The following is a 21,870-nucleotide window of genomic DNA, read 5'->3' on the forward strand; positions in this document are numbered from 1 at the left end:
GATTTTGTAATCTTTGTCAGGTTTTTGTTAAAAAACGATCAGGATAACTCCAGTCCAAACTCATCCTTCAATTTACGGAGGCTTTCGTTTTCCTCCATCATCAGGTTGAATTTTTCGGCAGGAGTGAAAGCCAGTTTCTTTTCATTGTCCTCGCTTATACGTATTTGCATCTGGAGCTGGGTGTTGCGAAGCCTTGATTTTAGCTTGTATAAAATATCCATTCTGTGCTCCATCAGCTTTTGTTCCTGCACAGGATTATTTACAACTACCTCAAAGGAAGTATTATCGAGCAGCGCAGGCAGACAGTTGAGCATCGTATTTTTCAGGTGGTGCTCTTCTGTAATATCTTCCGCATAGGCTTTCCACTCATTGATCAGTTGAAGTGGGGAAAAACGTTCGTTAAGGACTTCGATAACAGCCTCTGTCTTTGCCTCCTCTTCCTCTTTTTTCTGTCCGAGGGCAGCTATCGAGATACCCAGCCCGCCACCAGCCGTTTTAGGCACCCGGTTGGTTGCCGATTCAGGACTTTTTGGCAGGGTAACCCTTGATGTGGGTATAGTATTTCGTACCGGATTTACAGGCTGACTGTTCACCGGGGTATTTACTTGCTGTGGATGTTGCACAGGTGCACTTGACGGAACTGTAGACTGAACGGACGCACCCTGCTTGGTGAATATCGGCTCAATTACCTGCTTTTTTTTTTGGTCTTCCATTCCTTGCGGCGAAGACAACTGGCATAAGCGGATGATGGTGAGGTCGGATAACAGCCGCTTATTACGGCTGACCCTGTAGTTGAGGTCGCTTTCGTTTACTATATCTATGGCCTTATACAGGAATTCATTACTGCATCTTTTGGCTGTTTCTATATACCTTTCGCGAATAGATGCTCCCACTTCGAACAGTTCGGCGGTTCTTGGGTCTTTACAAAGAAGTAAGTCCCTGAAATGCGAAGCTATACCCGTAATGATATTGTTCCCGTCGAATCCTTTACTCAAAATCTCGTTCAGTATCAGCATGCCCTCCACAACATTGTTTGACAGGATGCAGTCTGTGAGCTTGAAATAATACTCATAGTCGAGTACATTCAGATTCTCTATCACGGCTTTGTACGTAACATTCCCTCCGGTAAAGCTGACCACCTGGTCGAAGATAGAAAGCGCGTCGCGCATTCCTCCATCGGCCTTTTGCGCCAAGACGTTCAACGCTTCGGGCTCAGCCGTTACATTTTCTTGGGAAGCTACGTATTCGAGATGCTCTACCGTATCTTTTATCGTAATCCTGCTGAAATCATATATCTGGCAGCGGGAAAGGATGGTCGGAAGTATCTTATGCTTCTCGGTGGTAGCAAGAATGAATATAGCGTGGTGCGGTGGTTCTTCCAGCGTTTTCAGGAATGCATTAAAAGCGGCCTGCGACAGCATATGCACCTCGTCGATGATATATACTTTGTATTTGCCTATCTGCGGCGGAATCCTTACCTGTTCGATCAGTGACCGGATATCATCTACCGAGTTGTTCGATGCCGCATCCAGTTCATGAATATTGAACGAGCGCTGTTCGTTAAAGGCCACACACGATTCGCACTGGTTACAGGCTTCACCTTCAGTAGTAGGAGAAAGGCAATTTATAGTTTTGCCGAAAATACGCGCGCAAGTAGTCTTCCCCACTCCCCTTGGTCCGCAGAAAAGATAGGCATGGGCCAACTTTCCCGACGCAATTGCATTTTTGAGGGTAGTGGTAAGCGCACGCTGTCCGACAACAGAGTTGAAGGTCATCGGGCGATATTTACGGGCTGAAACTATATAATCACTCATTCTTATTTCCTGATTTTATCAATACAAAGCTATGAAAAAAAACGGAAAGAAAAAAGGAGGAAAATTTACCATCGGTCTTAACTTTCATGAGATTTATATTAATTTATCTATATAGTAAAAAAGCAATCAGCAGAAGCGATCTTTGAAAATAAAAAGAAATTTATCAAATTGTATAATATTAGAGAAGAAAAGATTAATTTGGGCTGATGATTCAAATGCTGATAAAAAAATACAGAAAAGGCAAAAGGATATTTCCGGAAAATTTCGTTTTTTTTGTCAGAAATTATTGATATAACAAAAATAATTATACCTTTGTACCCGCTAATGCGATTTAGCCGCGGATGTGGTGTAATTGGTAGCCACGCCAGACTTAGGATCTGGTGCTGAGAGGCGTGGGGGTTCGAGTCCCTTCATCCGCACTAGGCCGAAAGGCAAAACAAAGCAAAACTCTGAAAATCAGGCGATTTTCAGAGTTTTTTATTCCCTGAATTTTCTGAAAAGGCAAAAAAAGCGATTTTAAGCAATAATCTGTTACTGAATCGTTACCTATTTGTGTTTTTGGAAAACAGGTGCAGATCTAGTAACGATTTGATTTTAATTCACTGTTTTACAGAATTTTGAACAAGTGGTCTTTAAGCTTGAAGTACAGACTCATCATTCAAGTCACTATCATGATTATCAGTCAATTATCCCGACAACACCTACTGTGCCATTGTAAACTGGCAGGTATTGAATGTGAAATAGTATTTGTCGAAGCCGAAGAGGTTAGTACTTTTCGTTTCTATAGTTATTTACACATTCTAAAAGTTCTTTTTCCACATTCATATATTGTGTGTCACCAGTTAAGTTTTTTGATTCGACACTGTCTTTATTTATTAAATAAAGTTCCTTTTCATCAATGTCTCCGGTTGTCAGATTATACCAACAAGTAAATCGCCATTGTGGTGTGCGAACAGAATATCCCATATGAGTAGCAGGTGTTCTTTTTAAGATTGCTTCATAAGGCCTTACAAACTGACTAAAGGCATAATTAGACTCTTTAAAACCATCTTTCCTGTCCATTACGGATCTCAATGAGGTTCCGGCTAAAATCGGGCTTTTACCAAAGCCACAATAATCGGTAAGGGTAGGATAAATATCTACCGCTTCTACAATAGAACTACTATAGATATCCTTCAATTTTCCTGTGGGCACAGATATTATCAACGGAATTCGTGTGTCAAGTTCATAATTGGTGGATTTGCACCATAAGTCTTGTTCACCGAGATGATAACCATGATCCCCCCAGAGTACAATGATCGTATTGTCTCTCATGCCATGTTCATCAAGCGCATCTAATAATTTTCCTATCTGTGTATCTACATAAGAAATACATGCATAGTATCCTCTCCACAATTCTTGCTCTTGATTAGTATTGAGAGCTCCTGTATCTGGCATATTGGCATATCCCCGCAGCTCATCCCAATTATGAAAAGCTATGTCAGGACTACGTTCTGGCCTTTCCCTGTGTTTAATCTCAAATTTATGATCCTTATACATATCCCAGTATTTTTTGGGGGCATTAAATGGAAGATGGGGTTTTAGAAACCCTACTGCAAGAAAAAACGGAGATGATGATTCTGATGCATTTTTTATCATCTGTACAGCATTATCAGCTATTTCTCCATCGGGATATTTATTATCCTCTACATCAGCATCTTCATATGCGCTTTGCTTACCCCCTTTTCGCCTTGAATTTTGAGGAAGGAGATATCCTCTCCGCTCTAAAGGTAATACTTTCGTAAATGAGATTGTATCTATATCATGAGCTACAGAATGAAATATTTTACCTACTCCGGTTACACAATATCCGTTATTTTTGAAAAATTGGGGTAAAGTAACCGCATCTGGTATTGAATCCCTGAAGTTTGTATATAGATTCGTTACGCCGGTTTGATCAGGCCGTAATCCAGTAAGCATTGACGCCCGGGAAGGGTTACTTACGGCTTGTTGACAATAGGCATTTCCAAAGGTAATTCCGTTGGCAGCTATATTATCTATATTTGGAGTAATAGCATACGGATCGGAATAACATCCTAAATTAGGACGTAAATCATCAGCAAGTATAAACAAGACATTCATTTTCTTTGTATCAGTATCCGTGCTTTTTACTTGTGCTAACATTGAAGTAGCAACAAGGCTGAGACTTCCTCCAATAATATATCTATAATTCATTCTGACTGGTATTATTTATTATTATTCAAAGCTTCTATAGCGCTATACATTGCCTTAGCATATCGTTCTCCCATCAAAATCTGGCTAGTAGAGTCGAAATGAAGATTATCGAACGTAGACGTAGAATCAGACTTCACTACGTCAGTATAAGGAATGTAATCCGGCACTTTTAATAATGAGTCATTAAAAATAGCTTTCTTCTTATTCGCCGGATAGATTTGGCCTAACACAAAAGGTAATTTGTTATTATTCAGGTCTTTTCGGAAAGATTCTATTAAATGTTTCAAATCTGATATATAAGACCCATTTGTCCTTGCATCTGCTTCACCCTGATGCCATACTATTCCCTTAATTTCACCCCAACGGGAAGCTTCTGTTATCCTCTTTAGGGCTTCTTTATATAATTTCCCAGAAGGAGCCCATTCTTTTATGGAAGTTCCTCCTCTTGCATTAACAACTAACCCTATATTTCGATCAGGATAATAATCTGAAATTTTCTTCGCAAAAGAGTAACCGGGCCCCAGTTTTTGCATTTTTATTCCTTTTCTCACTGTTGAATATTTGTTTAAAGGATTAGCGGCCTTTTCCCATATCCGGACAGAATCATTCCGAAATAAAAAGACCATATTCAATGAATCTTTTCCATCTTCGGGAATTTCTGCCCTTCCCGCCATATTTGATTGGCCTATGAGCAAATAAATATCAAAATTTTTAAATTCTTTATTAGAAGCCTCTTTGAATACATTACAACCGAATAGAAGAAATTGGAATATGATTAAAAATATATATTTCATCCTGTACTTCGTTTTAATATTTAATGCTAATTGATATTTAATAGCGCTTAACAATAAGAGAAGTCGAATTATATACGAATTGTTTCAACTTCTCTTATAAAACAATTAACAATCCTGTTTCATCATTGAGGAATACTAATATTTATCGCCGGAGCCTCAAATATGTCGATCGACAATAAATCAGGTACAAACAATGTTTTGTATGTAAGAACAGTTCCTTCTGGACATTCTTCTAACAATGTAGTATTTTCCTCAGGTTTTACTAAAATGGTTTGCGGAACGCCGTCAGAATCGGTATATGCCATCTCTACTCCGATAGCGCCTTCGGGATTCATAGCCCATGTTAGTTTCACCTCATCATTATTTTTATCATATTCTACCTTTGAAATACGCCTGTTATATAGAGTTTCAATATAATTTGCGCCAAATACCTGGCCTATGACTTCTTCTTTTACAGAGTAATTCCCATTGTTATCTATCGTATAAATATTAAAAACATGAATTCCTTCGTCCAAATTATCTACTATAGTTCTGATAGTATCCACATTTTCGCTACGGCTTACCGAAATATCAAGTTCTTTTTTCCCATCAATTACAATTTTACATTTTATAATATTCGGGTCTGAAATAATAAGCCATTGCAATTGAGCTCTCAAATACCCCGGGTGTACCTGTGCAGAATCAGCTTTTCCGGGATAATGTATTTCCCCGTCTGAAATAAACTCTTTGTATGTTTCATCCATTCCTCCACAAGAATACAGGGAGAAAACAAAACACACGAAGGAAATAACAATCGTTAATAATTTGCTTTTTTTCATATCCGTCCAATTTATTCTATTGATCCAAAAAATCTAATTTCCATGAAAGATACAGAACCTGCAGTACCTCCTATTGTAGCCCAAGAATCTATATGTCTCCAGCGTATATATCTTACAGCGGGAGCATCAATCTCAATCTCAAATTCGTTGCCCGCTTCGGCTGCGAGCCGGTCTTCTTCTGTAAAATTATTATTGGCAACAGGCAGACCCGAAGGTTTAACCATAACAAAGTGTCCAAGTCTTGTCCAGTTATTCCACCCCTGATCAGGATTGTTACTGCCCCAAAGTTCCCATTCATGAGGGTTGAAGTGAGAGTAAATATATTGCCCCTGACGCTGCCATAGTTTGAAACGACTGAGTTTAGCTGTAACTCCCAGATCGAAAGTAAACCAGAATGGATAAGGTGTATTCAGCTTAACCTGTAAGCCTGTCGACATATCATTATCCCATATCTTCGCCAAACTCCATGCAGAAGAATGGTCTAAAGCCTCTCCAGGGAAACGGGCATCTTTAAATAATCTTATATTCAGTTCCTCCTCAAACAGAGGTGTCATATTAATTTTAAGAGTATCGGAAGTATGCAGCCAACGGTCTCTTACACAAATTGCAAAGTCGATGGGTTCATTATTCAGCCCCCGAATGGCGAACATTCCTTTTTCCAGCTTCGTGTAGTAAGTATCAAGATTTTTCCAGCCACTAATGTCTTCTACAAGAACCTCTATTGATATGTTTGCTTTTTCTTTATTTTCAAATTGCACTACTATGCCGCCAAAGGTTTCAAATACGTTTAACGAGTCATAAACAGAGGCTATCGGTGGTGTTAATGGATATACTTTTACAAGAACAGGTGCTGACTCAACCTCGCCTTTTGAAACAGAATATAAAGCTACTTCATATTCCTCTGCTTTGTCAAATCCTTCAATATAGAGAGAATTCACTTTAGAAGATACTTTGGTGTCTTTCGTTACCCCTGCAATGGTATATACAGCTTTTATATATAATAAATTATCATTAACAGGAAGAGAATAAGTTATTTTTGCTGCACCTGATAAGTTTTCAACGCTTACATTGAATACAGGAGGAGGAACGGATTTATCTCCCGACAAAGGGCCATGGACATCTTCTGAACAGGAGATCAAAACAAGTAAAGATGTAATTATAAATAATATATTTTTCATAATATCTAAAATTATAAATTACCAACCCGGAGATTGCATTATATTTCTATTTTTTTGTATTTCCGATTCTTTTACAGGCCAGAAATAATCTTTAATCTGGAATGACTGATTATACAACAAAACCGGTTTATAATAGTATTCCGCATCCGTTTGCATTCTGTCCCAGCCTTTAACCGGACTATTCAACTGTATATGAGCATCCTTCCATCTGCGCAAATCCCAAAATCTCTTACCTTCGAATGCTAATTCTATCATTCTTTCTTGTTTTATAATCTGCCTCAAACCAGTTTTAGTTGACGGTTTACCACTATTAACAGAGTAATCTTCCCAAGATTTGACAACGCCTTTCAGTCCTGCCCGTTCCCTGACCAAATCTATGTATTTATAGCATTCTTCTCCAGGGCCGTAAGCTTCATTCAGAGCCTCTGCATATAGTAAATAAAGGTCGGCGAGACGCATCTCAGGCCAAGGATATTTATTTGCGGTAAAACGCCCGGTTGCATCCACTGTTCCTCTGAAATCGACAATTTTCTTTACAACATAACCCGTCTCCGAATAATTTCCACTCATCCATTGAGCAGCATATTGTCCCCATTTTGCCTGCATATAAAACATATTGTCCGAATCGACATTGGCATTGTTCTCCACTCCGTTCCCGAACCAGCATCCCCCGTCAAATCCCAGGTTTGCGTAAAATCGCTGCTCCCGGTCAAAGTGAAGCTTCACTGTCGTATACGATTTTCTGACATTATATTGAGCCTCAGTTGTTCCTTCTTGCAAATTGTATCTGTCCTGATAGTTCCATGTTATATCCTCATTGATAGGCACGCCATTTTCAGTATAAAACAATTCAGCCATTTTAAGAGGAGGGGCTAGAGTTCCCTTGGGACTTGTTGCGGGATGCTTAGCCTGATTGGTAAGGATAGGAATACCCCATCGCTGAAAATCGTCTCCTACCCAGCTTTGGGTATTTGCCCATATTATTTCAGAATTCCACTTATCAGTAACAGCTCCCCGAAGGTCTAACCGCTTTTGGGTCTCCGGAACCAAAACGTAATTTGTCATAATATTTTTGAAATAGTACAATTCATACCCTAAAGAGTCGCACATTGATATTGCTTCCTCACAAGCTCCTGCCGCACGTTCCCATTTTTTAATATCTTCTTCTGTATTGAATAATTGTATTCCTCGGGAATCTATATAGGCTTCATATTCTTTATTACCATTGAATAATGGGCTTGCTGCCGTCACGAGCACTTTTGCCTTAAATGCTGCCGCAATAGGCCTTGTTATACGCCCCAATTCATTTATCTGGTCTACAATCTCATAAGGGAGTGTTCCCATAGATTCATCGAGCAGTTCTGATATATAATTAAATCCTTCATCCACAGGTTCTCTAAACATTTTCACTTCATCCGAATTGCTTTCGATAGGAAGATTTTCCCGGATCAAAGGAATAGGTCCATACATCTGCATCAGATAGAAATGATAATATGCTTTTAGGAATTTGACTTCACCGATCCACTTATTTTTTTCTCCTTGATCCATATTTGGAACTTTTTGTATATTGTCCAAAAATATATTACAGTCTCTTATTCCTATCCACAAGTTTGTTCCCGATCGGCCACCACTCCAACAGTCATAATACGGATTCGTTTTATTTTGGTTGCCTCTGGCTATTTCCCATGTATTTATATTACTTATGTCCTGAGGAGGATACATAAACCAGACTTCATCTCCGGAAGACATTGCCGGATTGGTCTGGCTATGTCCTGTTGCCGGCATATATGAATAACATGTGAAAAGGAATTTCTCGGCAGTGCTTCTCATCCTAAAGGCATTGTCTATCGTAGCAACATTATCAGGCACAATATCGAGATAATCATTGCATGAATAGCTGAATCCGACAATGGCGACCAACAATAATCTTATTATTTTTTTCATGATAGTTTTTAATTTAAAATCCCACTTGTATACCAAAATTTATAACCTTCTGAATAGGATATCCCAATCCACTTCCGGCCATTTCTACATCCCATAATTTAAATTTGCTGAATGTCAGCAAATTTGTACCACTACCATATATGCGTAACTGGTTAAGTCCTATTTTCTGTAAGAAAGACTGAGGCAATGAATAACCAATTTCTACTTGTTTAAGTCTCAGAAAAGAACCGTCCTGCATAAACCATGTACTCCTTTGTGCATTGTTTTCGTTTAAGGTTGCGCTAAGCCTCGGCCAAAGAGCATATATGTTACGATTATCTTCAGACCAATAGTTATCAGCATAAGCTTTTAATAATTGATTTTGAGATATAACACTATTATTTCCATCATTATCTATGAATGGAGACGTATTTGCTACATCAATCCAAAAAGAAGAGCGTGCAGATCCCTGAAAGAAAGCAGAGAAATCAATATTTTTATATCCTGCTGAGAACCCAAATCCATAAACTATTTCTGGCGTCGTAGGATATCCGATTGGCACTCTGTCTAATGTTGTTATTTCACCATCACCATTAACATCCCTGTATTTGATATCACCAGCCATATATGTCCCGAAGTTTTGCTTTGGCGAGGACCTTACATCTTCTTCATCTATGAAAAGACGTTCGGCAATATATCCCCATTGTTGCGAGATAGGATAACCAGCGCGGCTTAGATACCATTCATCATAAGCCGGTTCTTCATATTTTAAATATTTACTGGAAGAATAAGTAAAGTTTCCCCTCCCGGTAATCCATAAATTGTCATTAAAGAACTTCTTATAATCAATAGAAATATCTACTCCTTCTCCTTTTGCTTCACCTAGATTAGCCTTGACTGCAGACTGTAACCCCATTGTACTTGGTATAGAGGCTCTTTCCATCAAAATATTCTTCCTTTTTTCTTTAAAATACTCTGCTATAATTTCGAAGTTCTTAAACAATTCTAGTTCCAAAGCAATGTTCAGTTTTCTGGATACTTCCCAGCTGATATCGAAATTTTCATATCGATTGACAGCAATCCCTCTGAGTGAATAACCGTTTTCATCCTGTCCGAAAGATGCTCTTTTTCCAGCACTATCCATGTCTACTTCCGACAAATAGAAAAACCTGTCGCTGGCACTACCTATCTGGTCGTTACCTGTAAGACCATAGCTAGCCCTTAATTTTAGTTTTGATATTTGTTTTTCTAATGATTTCATAAAGGGTTCGTTAGAAATCATCCAACCGATACCCGCCGAAGGAAAGAATCCCCAGCGCTCAGTTTTATAGAAACGTTCGGCTCCATTGTAACCGAAATTTAACTCTGTGAAATACTTGTTATCAAACGCATAAGTAAAACGACCTGATAGGCCGATATTGCGATATGGTAATGATAGCTGGAGCGAACTTGCATTGCCCTCAAGTTGGTTTTGCATTATAAAAACCAACATACCGCTAATATTGTGTTTTTCATTAAAAGTCCGGTTGTAGCTTGTCGATCCTTGCATATATAAAGTGGAAATCACGCTTTTCGATCCTTGGCTGTAATCTAAATGTTCTGTGCCTGTGCTCTCATTCAATGGGGTGAGAGTATATTTATTGTTTATTCTATCATACATTCCTATCTTATACCAAAATGGAGTATAACCACGCGAAACATCGAAGTATGATTCTCTGTTGGCATGGAACATTCCCGACAGAGACAATCCCGGAGTAATTATTTTCGACAGGTCTTGTTTCAGCTCTAACTGAGCGCTCATTTTTGCCCTCGAATGTTCTTTATATCCTTTTACCATATCGGCATAAGGGTTAATGTATTGCCCTTCATCGTAATTACCGAAAAGGATATGCGTAGTTGAATATCCTTCCATAGGGGGATAATATGCCGGATATAGTACGGGACTGGTTCTCATCACTCGTTGATACATGTTTTGTCCGCCATAGATCGGCCCCGAATAGTCTTCAAAGTTACCTTTCATCCGGGCTATAATCTCGGTAGAACTTGTGACGTTTATATTCACGTTTGTCAGTAAGGAATAAGTTTTAAGATCTATATTATTGTTGAAGTTATTCCTTTTATCAACTTTCATTATCCCGTTATCCTGATTGAAAGTACCTGCTATATAATATCTGGCGACTTTTCCTCCTCCCTTGATACTCATATTTACACGCTGGTTCATAGCCCTGTCTTTGAAAAGTAACTTATACCAGTCTGTTGCCGGAAATACGATAGGATTGATACCGGAAATAGTATTATCTATTTTGTTCTGAGAATAAAGAGTGGCACCTAAAGGGTTACGCGTAAGAATAGCTTCATTACTTAATCTCATATATGTAATTGGATCAGCCAATTCTATATTCTTAGTGGCAGAGGATATTGAGTTTTCGAAACGTACGCTCACCTGTGCTTTTCCTTCGTTACCTTCCTTAGTTGTGATCAGTATAACTCCATTTGCCGCACGTGAACCATATAAGGATGTAGCCGTCGCATCTTTCATAATAGAGAAACTTCCTATGTCATCAGGCTGCATTCTAGCTAGGTCATTTTTAGATGCTTCCATCCCATCTATCAAAATTAAAGGATCTTGCTTGTATCCAAAGGTGGTGACTCCCCTGATAAAAAAATCTGCATTATCCTGACCTGGTTCGCCGCTTCGCTGATAAGCTATAATACCGGCTACTTTTCCCGCCAAGGCAGTTGTAAGATTACTGGATGGGACTTTAATATCTTTAGAATCTACAGTCGTTATAGAACCAATTACCGATTCTTTCTTCTGTTTTCCGAAGGCCACTACTGTGACAGCATCTAATTCTTCGGATTTATTGACCATTAGAATATCAATCTTGGTACGACCATTGATTTCTACAATTTGATTTTCGAATCCAATAAATGATAATGATAATTTATCTTCAGGTTTTGCCTCAATTGTATAATCCCCGTTATCCCCAGACAAAACCCCTCTGGAGGAACCTACAACTGTGATTGTAACTCCGGGTAAAGGGAGATTTCCGCTTTCAGTCTTTTCCATCACTATTCCCGATACTTTTATCTGGGCAATAGAAGGGAGAGAGCATATAATAAATGATAATATTATTAATCGTTTCATAGTATGATTTTGTGTTTTATCTAGCTTCAGTTTTGTAGCTGTAAATCATTGAAATATTAGATAATGTGAGAATTATTCCAGAACTTCGAAACTGCCAATCAAATGGATATGTTCGGACGAACTGCCAATCATAACAGAGAATGTTCCGGGTTCAACAACGAATTTATCGTCTTTATTCCACAATCCTAAGTGATGGGGTATAAGCGTAAATTCTACTGTTTTTTCTTCTCCTGGATTAAGACGTACCTTCTGAAAACCCCTAAGAACTTTCTCGTATGTAGTAAGTGAACTATAATCGTCGCGGATATATAGTTGTACCACTTCATCACCAGCGATACGTCCTATATTCTTTACGGTAAGACTCAATTTCACTTCCTGGTTCTGCTTCACTTGCGGGGTTTCTATTATAAGGTCACTATATTTGAATTCTGTATAGCTTAATCCATATCCAAAAGGATATAAAGATCCCTCGACACGAACAAAACCTTTCGAATCGGCTCCCGGCTTGAATGGGAAAGCATATGGTATTTGTCCGACGGTCTTAGGGAAAGTTACGGTAAGTTTTCCTCCAGGATTATAGTCGCCAAAGAGGACTTTAGAAATTGCTTCTCCCATAAATTCGCCTGGAAACCATGCCTGTACAATGCCTGGGATATATTTCTCCGCCCAGTTTATAGTCGCTGCTCTTCCATCCACCATGACAAGGATAACTGGTGTGCCGGTCTCATAAACTGCTTTCAGTAAATGTTCCTGTCTTCCCAGCAGATTCAGATCGGAGCGGGAACGCTCTTCCCTTATTGTATTTTCATTTCCGCCCAGAACAAGGATCGCAACATCTGATGATTCGGCTAGTTTCACTGCTTCATCTATACGTCTTTGTTCCGATCTGTCGAGAGGAACATCATACAATTCGCTTTCGGGGAAATATTTATCTATAATATCACACCCCTTGGCATATTGTATTTCTGTATTAGGCAGATATTCTTTCATAACTTCAAATACAGATTTTTGCAATGTATTTGCCGGACCATAGCGACACCTGAGGTTACTCACATCATGAGCATTCGGACCTATTACAGCTATTCGTCCCAGTTCTTTTGACAGAGGAAGGATATTATCTTTATTTTTCAAAAGTACAATAGATTCTAATGCTGCCTGTAAAGACAGTTCCTGATGTTCTTTGCTATGTACAATATTATTAACATTTTTCGGGTCTCCTTTATAAGGATCATCAAATAGACCCAACATAAATTTTACCCTAAGCACATCGGCTACGCGTGAATCTATAGTTGCCATTGATATTTTACCCATTTCTATAGCCTTCCTCAAAGGTTTTATAAAATCCTGGGGAGGAGTAAAATGTGTTCTTACATTCATCCCTGCATTGATTGCTCTTGCCACTTCGTCTTCCGGAGTAGGCTCTACCCTATGCTTTGTGTGAATAAATTCAACCGCTTCACTGTCTGATACCACATAACCTTTGAATCCCCATTCGTTACGGAGAATTTCAGTAAGGAACTTATAACTTCCTGTAATAGGGTCCCCATCATAATCGTTATATGAACTCATTACGCCTAATGCTCCAGCCTCTTGTATTGCGATCCGGAATGGTTCGAGCATAATCGTTTTCATTTCCCGGTAACTTATGTTAGGATTCGTACGGGTTCCCTCATCGCGTCCACCTACAGGTATACTATATACCGCAAAATGCTTGGGAGTGGAAATTACGCCATTCTCTTGTAATCCTAATACAGCTTCCCTACCTAGTTCTCCAACTAAAAAAGGGTCTTCGCTATAACATTCTACTACACGTCCCCAACGTGGGTCGCGCGCTACGTCAAGTATAGGAGAATAAATATTTGTATAGCCTAGTGCCACTGCTTCTTTTGCCGTAACTTCGGCTATTTTCCTTACCAGACTCCGGTTCCATGTCGACCCCTGACCACATTGGGCGGGAAACATCGTAGCCCTGTCGTGGCATAATCCCCGTATACCTTCGTTTGTATAATCAACAGGTATTCCCAACCGTGTTTCTTCGACAAACCATTGCTGTATAGCATGTCTATTGCTGATACTTCTTGTATAAGGGTAAGATATTGTGGTTAACCGTATACCATTCGCCTGTTCATCAATATTACCAATTCCGTCTTTCCATACCTCTTCCTTCCATTTTGGGGTAGGCATAGTATCCATTAATACACGCCCCGATCCATATAAGGTAGCCAATTGGCATGTTTTTTCCTCAATAGTCATTTGGCTTATAAGATCTGCTATTCTCTTATCAATAGGTGCTTGAGGATCTTCATACACATCTTTAAGGCCATTCTTATTAAAGTCTATCCACCCTTTTTTATAGATGTTCTTTTTGTTTTGAGAAAAGCTCACAAATGGTACAGTCAGAAGAAAAAAGACAGCTATTATAATTCGTAAAAAGTAAATATTCATAAAATCGTCGTTAATTAAATATCAGTTACTCTGAGGTAAAAGGAGATACCGGTAGCCTGAAATTATTGTATAGGTTTACAACCGCATCATTGCGAAATGCATACCTTACATATACCGGATCGTTTACCTTGTCACAAGTCAATAATATTTTTGTACTCTTGGCGGTCAACTTTGCTTTAGCCGGATAAAACACTTTATCCGCCGCAGCCACTTCAAATCCAAAAATATCTTCATAGTAAGAGGTTAGGCCATATTCACTATGTTTGAAATTTACATAGATTTTATCGCCATCAACATCTACAGAACTATACAGTGGCCCGGAATGAGGAGTCCCTTCTCTTCCATAGGTTTTGGCCAGTGCCCACAAAGCCAGTCTTTTGCCTACTTCTGATTTCTTTGGCGGATGGATACAGGTAGTATAACCGATATCGGCTGTTACTACCATACCACTGTTAGGTATAATATCCATACATTCCAACTGAACCTGTCTCAATTGTGCGGCCTCTGTATTCTCACAATTATCCTTACCATAGCAGTAAGGTGCTATCTGCACATAGTAAAAAGGGAAATCGCCAAGTGCCCACTCTTTGCGCCACGATCTTACCATTGCAGGAAATAGCTTTTTATATAAATCACTTTCATTTCTGTTGCTTTCCCCCTGATACCAGATAGCTCCCTTAATCACATAATTCAGCACAGGGTTTATCATAGCATTGTATAATAATGCCGGTTCATAGCGAGGGTCTTTTATCTCCTTTTCGTTTTTAGTCAATGCTTCAAGAGATATTTCAGGAAAGTTTTCTCTGTAGGTAGCCTCGTTTATCCAAGGTTGTATTTTTGATCCTCCCCAACTGGAACATATCAGCCCGACAGGAACATTCAATACCTTTTGCAAATACTGAGCGAAAAAATAAGCAGTTGCGCTTACTTTTAATACAGATGCCGGATTGCTTTCCTGCCATTGGCCTACGCAATCGTTTTGAGGAATCTGGCTGCTCGCTCTCTGAATGGTGATAAAGCGGATATCATTGTCCGGACTGGCCATACTTATTACATCTAATGAAGATTCTATAGGTTGTCCTCTGAAACCTTCTATGCGCATTTCCATATTTGATTGCCCCGAACATAGCCAGACCTCTCCTATAAGAATATTGTTTATTATCAGATTGTCGCCGTCTGAGATATTAATACTATATGGTCCTCCTGCCCGGGGAGTTTGCACCTTTACAGCCCATTCACCAGTATCCGACGACTTTGTTTTATATACTATATGATCCCATGATGTAGAGATCGTAATGTCTGTCAACTTTTTGGCCCATCCCCATAGTTTTACTTCTGCATTTTGTTGCAATACCATATTGTCTCCCAATATTGAAGGGAGAATAATTTCAGACTTGACAATTAGCGAATATTGAAGCAGAAGAATAATTGGTATAAAATATTTAATTAGTTTCATAAATAAATGTTTTTATTGTTCTTGCATATCGCTTGTCTTCGGCCTTAAGAAGGTTAACTGAATGACAAGCACTATTAATACAACTACTGCCATAAGAGCAAAATCGCGTCCCAAATGCCCTGCATCGGTGGATTCTCCCAGAAATCTTGTGATAACTGCTCCGGCAAACACACCGCACATATTCATTATCCCATAAGCCGAACCTCTGTGCCTCGATGATACGAACTGACACAGGATAGGCATATTGTTGGCATCAAACATACCGAATCCAATTCCAAAAAGAATACCCCCGGCTATCACCATAATCAAAGAATGTCCGAATCCGATAAGAAGAAGAGATGGGATAATCAGTCCTAGCCCGATAGCTCCGGTATATACGCGTCCTCTCAAATTTCGTTGTATCCATTTGTCGGAAAGAAACCCTCCGAAAATAACGCCAATGAAAGATGATGCGGCAATAGTAATCGTAGATATAGGACCAGCCATAGACATATCTATTGACAGATTCTCGGCAAAGAGGGTTGGCAGCCAGTTTTTGGTAGCCCATCCCGGTAAACTCGGGATACAGAAATAAAGCAGTATTACCCAGAAAGATATATTACCTAATAAGACGGCCAGACCTTTCATTACCGGAATTTTCTCTTTTTTCTGCTTTTTATCAAGGTCGGGACTGATTGTCCTTTCTTTATCTTTTAGAAAAACAGCTAAGACAAGACTATATGCAATGCCAATAATGCCAAACCAGTGAAATGTCTGATTCCATGTATACATTGCAGCAATAGTTGCCCCGAATCCACCGATAGCTTGTCCAACATAAAGCCCCGTCATATGAATACCTACAGCCAACGACCTTGTCTTATTTTGATGATAATCGGCTATTAAGGACAATGCCGCAGGCAAATACAGAGCCTCACTTAATCCCATGACTCCGCGCAAGATGTAAAGCTGATTGAAATCGGTCGCATAACCCATCAACAGAGTGACCAAAGACCAGACTGCCAGACTGCCTACAATAAGCCACTTACGGTTTAATCGGTCGGCAATAATACCGGAGATAGGACTCATCAGTCCATAAATCCAGAGAAAAATGGCCATAAGACGTCCAAAGTTAGCAGCCGATTGTAATTCTTCAATATCACCCATCATTGGCACTCTCATAGTTGACAGCATTTGCCTGTCCATATAATTGAGGAGTGCCACCACCCAGAGTAACCCCACAACAATCCATGGGTATATTTTCATGTATTTAGAGTTTGAGATTTTCATATATCATCAATTTAGAATTTCGGATAACGGGATCTGTATAAAAACCAGATTTGCCTGACTACTTTCGTACAAAATTCCAATCGTGTTTTCATCTACGGATGTTATACATGAGTAGCCTGCACTTTTATACTGGTCGAGTAATATCCATTTATCCTCAGGCCATGTCATGCCATCATCAAAGCTTACTTTCAGGGTTATTTTGTCCCTTACAGAATGGTCATTCGGGTTTACAAATAAAAGGATGCTTTTTTCTTCACTGTTTTCTTTATATCGATGACGGTGAATACTTGCCATACATGTAGGTTCGATTAATGCATTATGAGATGTGACATGCTCTTTCCATGTCTGCCCCAAGTCAGTTGTAACTGCCACACGACGGCCATTCGTCTTTTTATTTCCCCTATTTTTACTATCTCTCATATTGAGCATAATGGAACCATCAGATAACTCCACGGCCATGCATTCGGTAGTATTGCTAAAAGCGGGGTTACTTGTTACCCAGGTTTTGCCTTTATCCTTGCTCCATGTAATATTGGAAAATGATTCACCACGGCTATCCCTTCCCTGAGTGGGGAGTACAAGCGTTCCGTCAGATAAGGTAATCCCATGCCCTGGTGCAGGAGCGAAAAGCCACCATTCTTTCCTTTTCGTTTTGGATGTAATATTCTCAGGTCTACTCCATGTTAAGCCGTCATCACTACTTTTGGCAATGAGGAACTGACTCGTTTGCTTCTCTCCAAATCCGGGCTGGGAGCCCTTTTTCCGCCATTGGTGTATCCATTCTTTGCTTTCTTCAGAAAGCCCACTCACCCATTTTCCTGTTTCTGCGTTTAAAACCCCATGCATCCATAATCCGGCGATATACAGGTCACCAGAATTATCATCAGCAAGAATACATGCATCGCTAACTCCATTAAACTTTTGAGGCAGTCCTCCCCATTCTCCCATATCCAGCACAATTTGCATAGGTTGCCATGTGACGCCCTTGTCCGTACTCCGGTGTAATGCTATATCCATATGTCCTTGCAAGTCGCGGGAAGATTCGTACCGGGCATCAAAAATTGCCAGTAAAGTACCATTCTTGCTAATAGTCAATCCCGGTATACGCGAAGTATGCACCCCGTCCTGATTGTGTTGCCTTACGGCCACTCCAATACGAGAAGGAGATGTCATTGGTATATCAAACTTTAATTTCCCTTTAGAAGTTTTTATATCAATACATGCCAGATTGATTTTATGGTCTAATTGCACTTTGTCTTTTAAAGACACTGTAACCCATAGAGAAAAGGTGTCTTTATCTGCTAATATTTCATTTCTCAATTTAACGGTTTTGGCTGCTTGTTGAGGTTCGCACAATTGAACTGAAGTATCTATTTGCCCATTTTCCAATGTTCCATATAAACTTATTGATGAAATATCCGAAAGATCAGTAGTGCCTTCTGTCGAAATCTTGATTTCTTCTACCGAATAGGGCAAACTATCCAACCTAACAAAGTCAATTTTAAGAACTGGATTGACATCTTTTTTTACTAATACAGGTAATTCCGGTTTTTCTATATTCACCTGTATTTTTCGTATAGTATCAGCACACGAGAACAGAAGTATGCTACACGGAAATACTATAAACAGCAGAAAATTAGTTCTTTTCATATAGATAGTTTTTTCTTTCCGCTATCCTCCATAGAAAGCGGGTTTTACTTCATTTTTCCAGAAAGCAAAAGTTTATTTAGGTTTCAGACCTATATATTATTTTTATATATAATAGCAACAGTTAGCAGGTTAGTTATAATTAGTATTATTGAATTAAATCCTTTCTACTGCTTAATGAGTATATAAGTGCTAACTGCTTGTTATAATTTATGAGTTTGACCGAGTAGGATTAAAGCCTTCTAGTATTAGATAATTGTCAGTAATTTTATATAAAACCTGTGGGCTGGGTTTTATTATTTTTACATTCTCTTATTTTAATATACTATTTTGTTGTACAACTCTGAAAAATTTATTTCATCCAAGTCTTTTCTTAATAATTCTCCCTCCTTCGAAGAGAACGGGCTTATAGGAGAACGACAATCTCCACAATTTATACCTATGTGGTTCATGATGGCTTTCCCTCCTCTTACACCACCACCATACTTAATGATAACTTCTACTACTTGTATTGATTTCATCTGTAAATCCCGTGCGGTTTTTAAATCATTTTCCTGCATGGATCTGAAAATACCATCATAAATTTCAGGAATATAGTTATATGTACTTCCAACTCCTGCAATGGCACCCATTGCCAATCCCGATATAAGGATTTCATCATATCCGTGTAAAACCTCAAAAGAATGGTCGTCTACATTCAGGCATTGCCCCATTTCCATAAGATTGTTATGTGTAAATTTTGTTCCCATCAGATTAGGTATTCTTTTCTTTGCTTCTTTCAGGAACTCGTTTACTGGCAGGTTTACTCCTGTCATGGCAGGCATATTGTAATAATAGAACGGTAAAGATGGAGCGGCTTGTGCTATCGGGACAAAATAGTCGATAAGGTCTGTAACTGACCCAGGTTTGAAAAAAGATGGTGCCAACGAAGAAATGGCATCTGCCTCTACATCCAGAGCATGCTTTGCTAGTTCTATTGAAGCTTTCTGGCAATTAGAACCAACATGGGCAATTACCTTAAACTCCCTGTTGGCTTCTATAATCCATTTTTCAAGTATGCTTTTACGCTCTGATACGGTCAAAGAAGAAAATTCCCCTGTTGTTCCGCATACAAAAACACCTTTTATGGGCGTAGAAGCTATCCATTTTGCATATTTTTCTATTTCCGCCAGATTTACATCTCCATTCTCCTTGAATGGAGTAAAAGTAGCGGCAATCATACCTGTTAGTTTTTCGTGGTTTTTCATAATTTGTTTCTAGTTTAGCGGGTTTAGTCACCTTTTTTTATAGTTCCTCTTATTATCTGCGGAGAACGAATTCCAGGCTTAATTTCTCCACTACATAAATAAAAGGTCTCTTTATTAAACATAACAACCGATGTTGTTACCGGTACTGGATATGGGCACGTCGTAAGACTATCCAATATGTTGGTTTTTGTGTCATAAATTCTGACTGCATTAGAAAATCCAGGATGTTCGGGATTGGTAGGCAGAATCTTATCAACTCCACCCAAGAAGATTATTTTGTCATCCTTCCATGTAATGGCTGTTGCGGCCATCACCGGAAAATGTCCGGATAACTTTGTCCACGTATTCTCAACCGGATCAAACCGGAATCCATCGGTGTGCATAATTGTTTCTTCATCCGGGCCATAACTTCTTCCGCTGAATAAGTATATCATATCATCCTGCGCTGTACATACTGCATATCCCCTGGATGGTCCCGGCCAAGAAGGCAACCTTTTCCATCCGGCATCTGTATTATCTATATCAAGTACAAAAAAATGATCTGTAGATTTTTCCTGTATCATTGACTCCTGTCCTCCTGCAATATATATTTTATTATCAATTATAACTCCTGCCATATTCGCCAGAGGAACGGGTAAAGAAGGATATGCATGTTCGGACGTAATTATTATTGAATCCTCCTTTTTTTGTATAAGTAATATATCCGAATAACATTTCTCCTTGTCGCAACCTCCTATAAAGAGTAAAGATTCGCCTACCTTAACAGTAACACCATAACCTATTGCCATAGGTAAAAGATCGTTATATATTTTCCATTCTGAGTCTCTGTTATCTAAAAAAGAATATAACGTGCTCCACCATTTTTTCTGACTACCTGTCCATGGATAGCCAACAGGAAAATTTGCACCTCCGGCAACAATTAATTCATCACCAATAAATCCGGAAAAAGCTCCTGCAACTCCTTTATTGTTATTTATACCATCCAAAGAAGGAAGAGTTATGCTATTATCCCAAATGATAGAGATATTTTTATTGTCCGTTTCAGATTTACAACAAACTAGCCCCATTAATATAATTATTATAAGTTCATAATATTTCATGGCTATGGATAATAGCTTAGTTTCGGTTTCTACTGTTCATAAATATTTTATAAACTTTGAAGTGATTCTCTATTGCCTGTTTATATCCGGCTTCATCTCTCTTTTCAATTAATTCGAACAGATCGGTGTGTGTTACCAATAAATTATTCTGGCTCAATTGTATATTTATAGGTTCAAGAAAATCTTTAAACTTCTCTTTTACAAATAGCATTACGGGATGTATTATACCCTGGAACTGGGAAATTGTTTTATTTCCTGTTATTTCATATAATTTAGCATGAAAGGAGAATTCGCTTATTGGAGCATATTGGTTATTTCCAAACTGAATACCGAATTTTATTATTTCCCGTAGCTCATCTATATCTTTTTGTGTTATATTCAAAAATATGTCGCTTGCGCTTCCAATCTCTAAAGCAATCCTAAATCCCAATATATCAAACAAGGCATCTTCTCCTAGTATCCGGGGATCTACGACTCGCTTCATCCCTCCAAGAATGGACGGCTCTGTCAAGGTCATTCCTTTCCGTGGCCGCGTATTTATCATTCCCATCATCTTCAATCGGCTCAAGGCCTCCCGAACGACACTACGCGCTACCCCCAATGCTTCTGCCAAATTATTTTCATTAGGAATATGGTCTCCACATTTAAGATTTTTCTCCTTAAAATATGTAAGTAAACGGTCTTCAACCTGATCAACTAAAGTAATAGGATTGTCTTGCAATTTCATAGTATGATTTATATAATTAATCTTATTTGTCTGACAAATAAAAACAATATAAATAACAAATCAAGTTAAAATATGTAAATAAAAAGAATTTCT

14 protein-coding genes and 1 tRNA gene are annotated in these 21,870 nt (G+C 38.8%); 1 reads left to right on the plus strand and 14 read right to left on the minus strand.

Translation table 11 applies throughout. The features are described from left to right. Window positions 1–38: 38 nt before the first annotated feature. Window positions 39–1,814 carry a DNA polymerase III subunit gamma/tau gene (locus GGR21_RS17130; RefSeq protein WP_183308460.1) on the minus strand — a complete coding sequence of 592 codons (1,776 nt, stop codon included), beginning with the start codon at window positions 1,812–1,814 and terminating at the stop codon, window positions 39–41. A gap of 337 nt (window positions 1,815–2,151) precedes the next feature. Here GGR21_RS17130 and GGR21_RS17135 point away from each other — a divergent pair. Then, window positions 2,152–2,233, plus strand: a tRNA-Leu gene (locus tag GGR21_RS17135). Between the two features lie 346 nt (window positions 2,234–2,579). On the opposite strand, the gene GGR21_RS17140 is transcribed toward GGR21_RS17135, so the two are convergent. The 13 genes from GGR21_RS17140 to GGR21_RS17200 all read right to left on the minus strand — a co-directional run bounded on the left by GGR21_RS17140 (window position 2,580) and on the right by GGR21_RS17200 (window position 21,777). Next, window positions 2,580–4,028 carry a sulfatase gene (locus tag GGR21_RS17140; RefSeq protein WP_183308461.1) on the minus strand — a complete coding sequence of 483 codons (1,449 nt, stop codon included), beginning with the start codon at window positions 4,026–4,028 and terminating at the stop codon, window positions 2,580–2,582. Between the two features lie 11 nt (window positions 4,029–4,039). Next, window positions 4,040–4,822 carry a sialate O-acetylesterase gene (locus GGR21_RS17145; protein ID WP_183308462.1) on the minus strand — a complete coding sequence of 261 codons (783 nt, stop codon included), beginning with the start codon at window positions 4,820–4,822 and terminating at the stop codon, window positions 4,040–4,042. A gap of 122 nt (window positions 4,823–4,944) precedes the next feature. Beyond that, window positions 4,945–5,640 carry a DUF4998 domain-containing protein gene (locus tag GGR21_RS17150; RefSeq protein WP_183308463.1) on the minus strand — a complete coding sequence of 232 codons (696 nt, stop codon included), beginning with the start codon at window positions 5,638–5,640 and terminating at the stop codon, window positions 4,945–4,947. An 11-nt stretch (window positions 5,641–5,651) separates the two neighbouring features. Next, a complete protein-coding gene (locus GGR21_RS17155) occupies window positions 5,652–6,818 on the minus strand; it encodes a DUF5000 domain-containing lipoprotein (protein WP_183308464.1) in 1,167 nt (388 codons plus the stop codon). A gap of 18 nt (window positions 6,819–6,836) precedes the next feature. Further along, window positions 6,837–8,762 (minus strand): RagB/SusD family nutrient uptake outer membrane protein, encoded by a 1,926-nt coding sequence (locus GGR21_RS17160; RefSeq protein WP_183308465.1) that lies wholly within the window; start codon window positions 8,760–8,762, stop codon window positions 6,837–6,839. 13 nt (window positions 8,763–8,775) lie between these two features. Next, complete coding sequence (locus GGR21_RS17165; RefSeq protein ID WP_183308466.1) at window positions 8,776–11,889, minus strand: SusC/RagA family TonB-linked outer membrane protein; 3,114 nt, start codon at window positions 11,887–11,889, stop codon at window positions 8,776–8,778. Window positions 11,890–11,961: 72 nt separating this feature from the next. Next, entirely contained in the window at window positions 11,962–14,334 is a 2,373-nt protein-coding gene (locus GGR21_RS17170) for a glycoside hydrolase family 3 N-terminal domain-containing protein (RefSeq protein WP_183308467.1), read from the minus strand. Between the two features lie 25 nt (window positions 14,335–14,359). Further along, window positions 14,360–15,790: a sialate O-acetylesterase gene (locus GGR21_RS17175; protein WP_221233033.1), complete on the minus strand. Its 1,431-nt coding sequence runs from the start codon at window positions 15,788–15,790 to the stop codon at window positions 14,360–14,362. Between the two features lie 12 nt (window positions 15,791–15,802). Then, window positions 15,803–17,056 carry an MFS transporter gene (locus GGR21_RS17180; protein ID WP_394353493.1) on the minus strand — a complete coding sequence of 418 codons (1,254 nt, stop codon included), beginning with the start codon at window positions 17,054–17,056 and terminating at the stop codon, window positions 15,803–15,805. A 6-nt stretch (window positions 17,057–17,062) separates the two neighbouring features. After that, entirely contained in the window at window positions 17,063–18,706 is a 1,644-nt protein-coding gene (locus GGR21_RS17185; RefSeq protein WP_183308469.1) for a sialidase family protein, read from the minus strand. Between the two features lie 314 nt (window positions 18,707–19,020). Further along, window positions 19,021–19,950 (minus strand): dihydrodipicolinate synthase family protein, encoded by a 930-nt coding sequence (locus GGR21_RS17190; RefSeq protein ID WP_183308470.1) that lies wholly within the window; start codon window positions 19,948–19,950, stop codon window positions 19,021–19,023. A gap of 23 nt (window positions 19,951–19,973) precedes the next feature. Further along, the gene (locus tag GGR21_RS17195) at window positions 19,974–21,017 is read right to left on the minus strand and encodes a Kelch repeat-containing protein (RefSeq protein WP_183308471.1); all 1,044 of its coding nucleotides are present in this window, start codon (window positions 21,015–21,017) and stop codon (window positions 19,974–19,976) included. 49 nt (window positions 21,018–21,066) lie between these two features. Then, complete coding sequence (locus GGR21_RS17200; protein WP_183308472.1) at window positions 21,067–21,777, minus strand: FadR/GntR family transcriptional regulator; 711 nt, start codon at window positions 21,775–21,777, stop codon at window positions 21,067–21,069. Between the last annotated feature and the right edge of the window lie 93 nt (window positions 21,778–21,870).

It is taken from the genome of Dysgonomonas hofstadii (assembly GCF_014196915.1).
Classification (GTDB): Bacteria; Bacteroidota; Bacteroidia; order Bacteroidales; family Dysgonomonadaceae; genus Dysgonomonas; species Dysgonomonas hofstadii.

Bases quoted from the DNA above. Each gene is read 5' to 3' on its own strand.
- GGR21_RS17165 (WP_183308466.1), bottom strand. From the start codon at position 11,889: ATGAAACGATTAATAATATTATCATTTATTATATGCTCTCTCCCTTCT.
- GGR21_RS17145 (WP_183308462.1), bottom strand. From the start codon at position 4,822: ATGAAATATATATTTTTAATCATATTCCAATTTCTTCTATTCGGTTGT.
- GGR21_RS17190 (WP_183308470.1), bottom strand. From the start codon at position 19,950: ATGAAAAACCACGAAAAACTAACAGGTATGATTGCCGCTACTTTTACT.
- GGR21_RS17130 (WP_183308460.1), bottom strand. From the start codon at position 1,814: ATGAGTGATTATATAGTTTCAGCCCGTAAATATCGCCCGATGACCTTC.
- GGR21_RS17160 (WP_183308465.1), bottom strand. From the start codon at position 8,762: ATGAAAAAAATAATAAGATTATTGTTGGTCGCCATTGTCGGATTCAGC.
- GGR21_RS17195 (WP_183308471.1), bottom strand. From the start codon at position 21,017: ATGGGGCTAGTTTGTTGTAAATCTGAAACGGACAATAAAAATATCTCT.
- GGR21_RS17140 (WP_183308461.1), bottom strand. From the start codon at position 4,028: ATGAATTATAGATATATTATTGGAGGAAGTCTCAGCCTTGTTGCTACT.
- GGR21_RS17180 (WP_394353493.1), bottom strand. From the start codon at position 17,056: ATGAAAATCTCAAACTCTAAATACATGAAAATATACCCATGGATTGTT.
- GGR21_RS17170 (WP_183308467.1), bottom strand. From the start codon at position 14,334: ATGAATATTTACTTTTTACGAATTATAATAGCTGTCTTTTTTCTTCTG.
- GGR21_RS17185 (WP_183308469.1), bottom strand. From the start codon at position 18,706: ATGAAAAGAACTAATTTTCTGCTGTTTATAGTATTTCCGTGTAGCATA.
- GGR21_RS17175 (WP_221233033.1), bottom strand. From the start codon at position 15,790: ATGAAACTAATTAAATATTTTATACCAATTATTCTTCTGCTTCAATAT.
- GGR21_RS17200 (WP_183308472.1), bottom strand. From the start codon at position 21,777: ATGAAATTGCAAGACAATCCTATTACTTTAGTTGATCAGGTTGAAGAC.
- GGR21_RS17150 (WP_183308463.1), bottom strand. From the start codon at position 5,640: ATGAAAAAAAGCAAATTATTAACGATTGTTATTTCCTTCGTGTGTTTT.
- GGR21_RS17155 (WP_183308464.1), bottom strand. From the start codon at position 6,818: ATGAAAAATATATTATTTATAATTACATCTTTACTTGTTTTGATCTCC.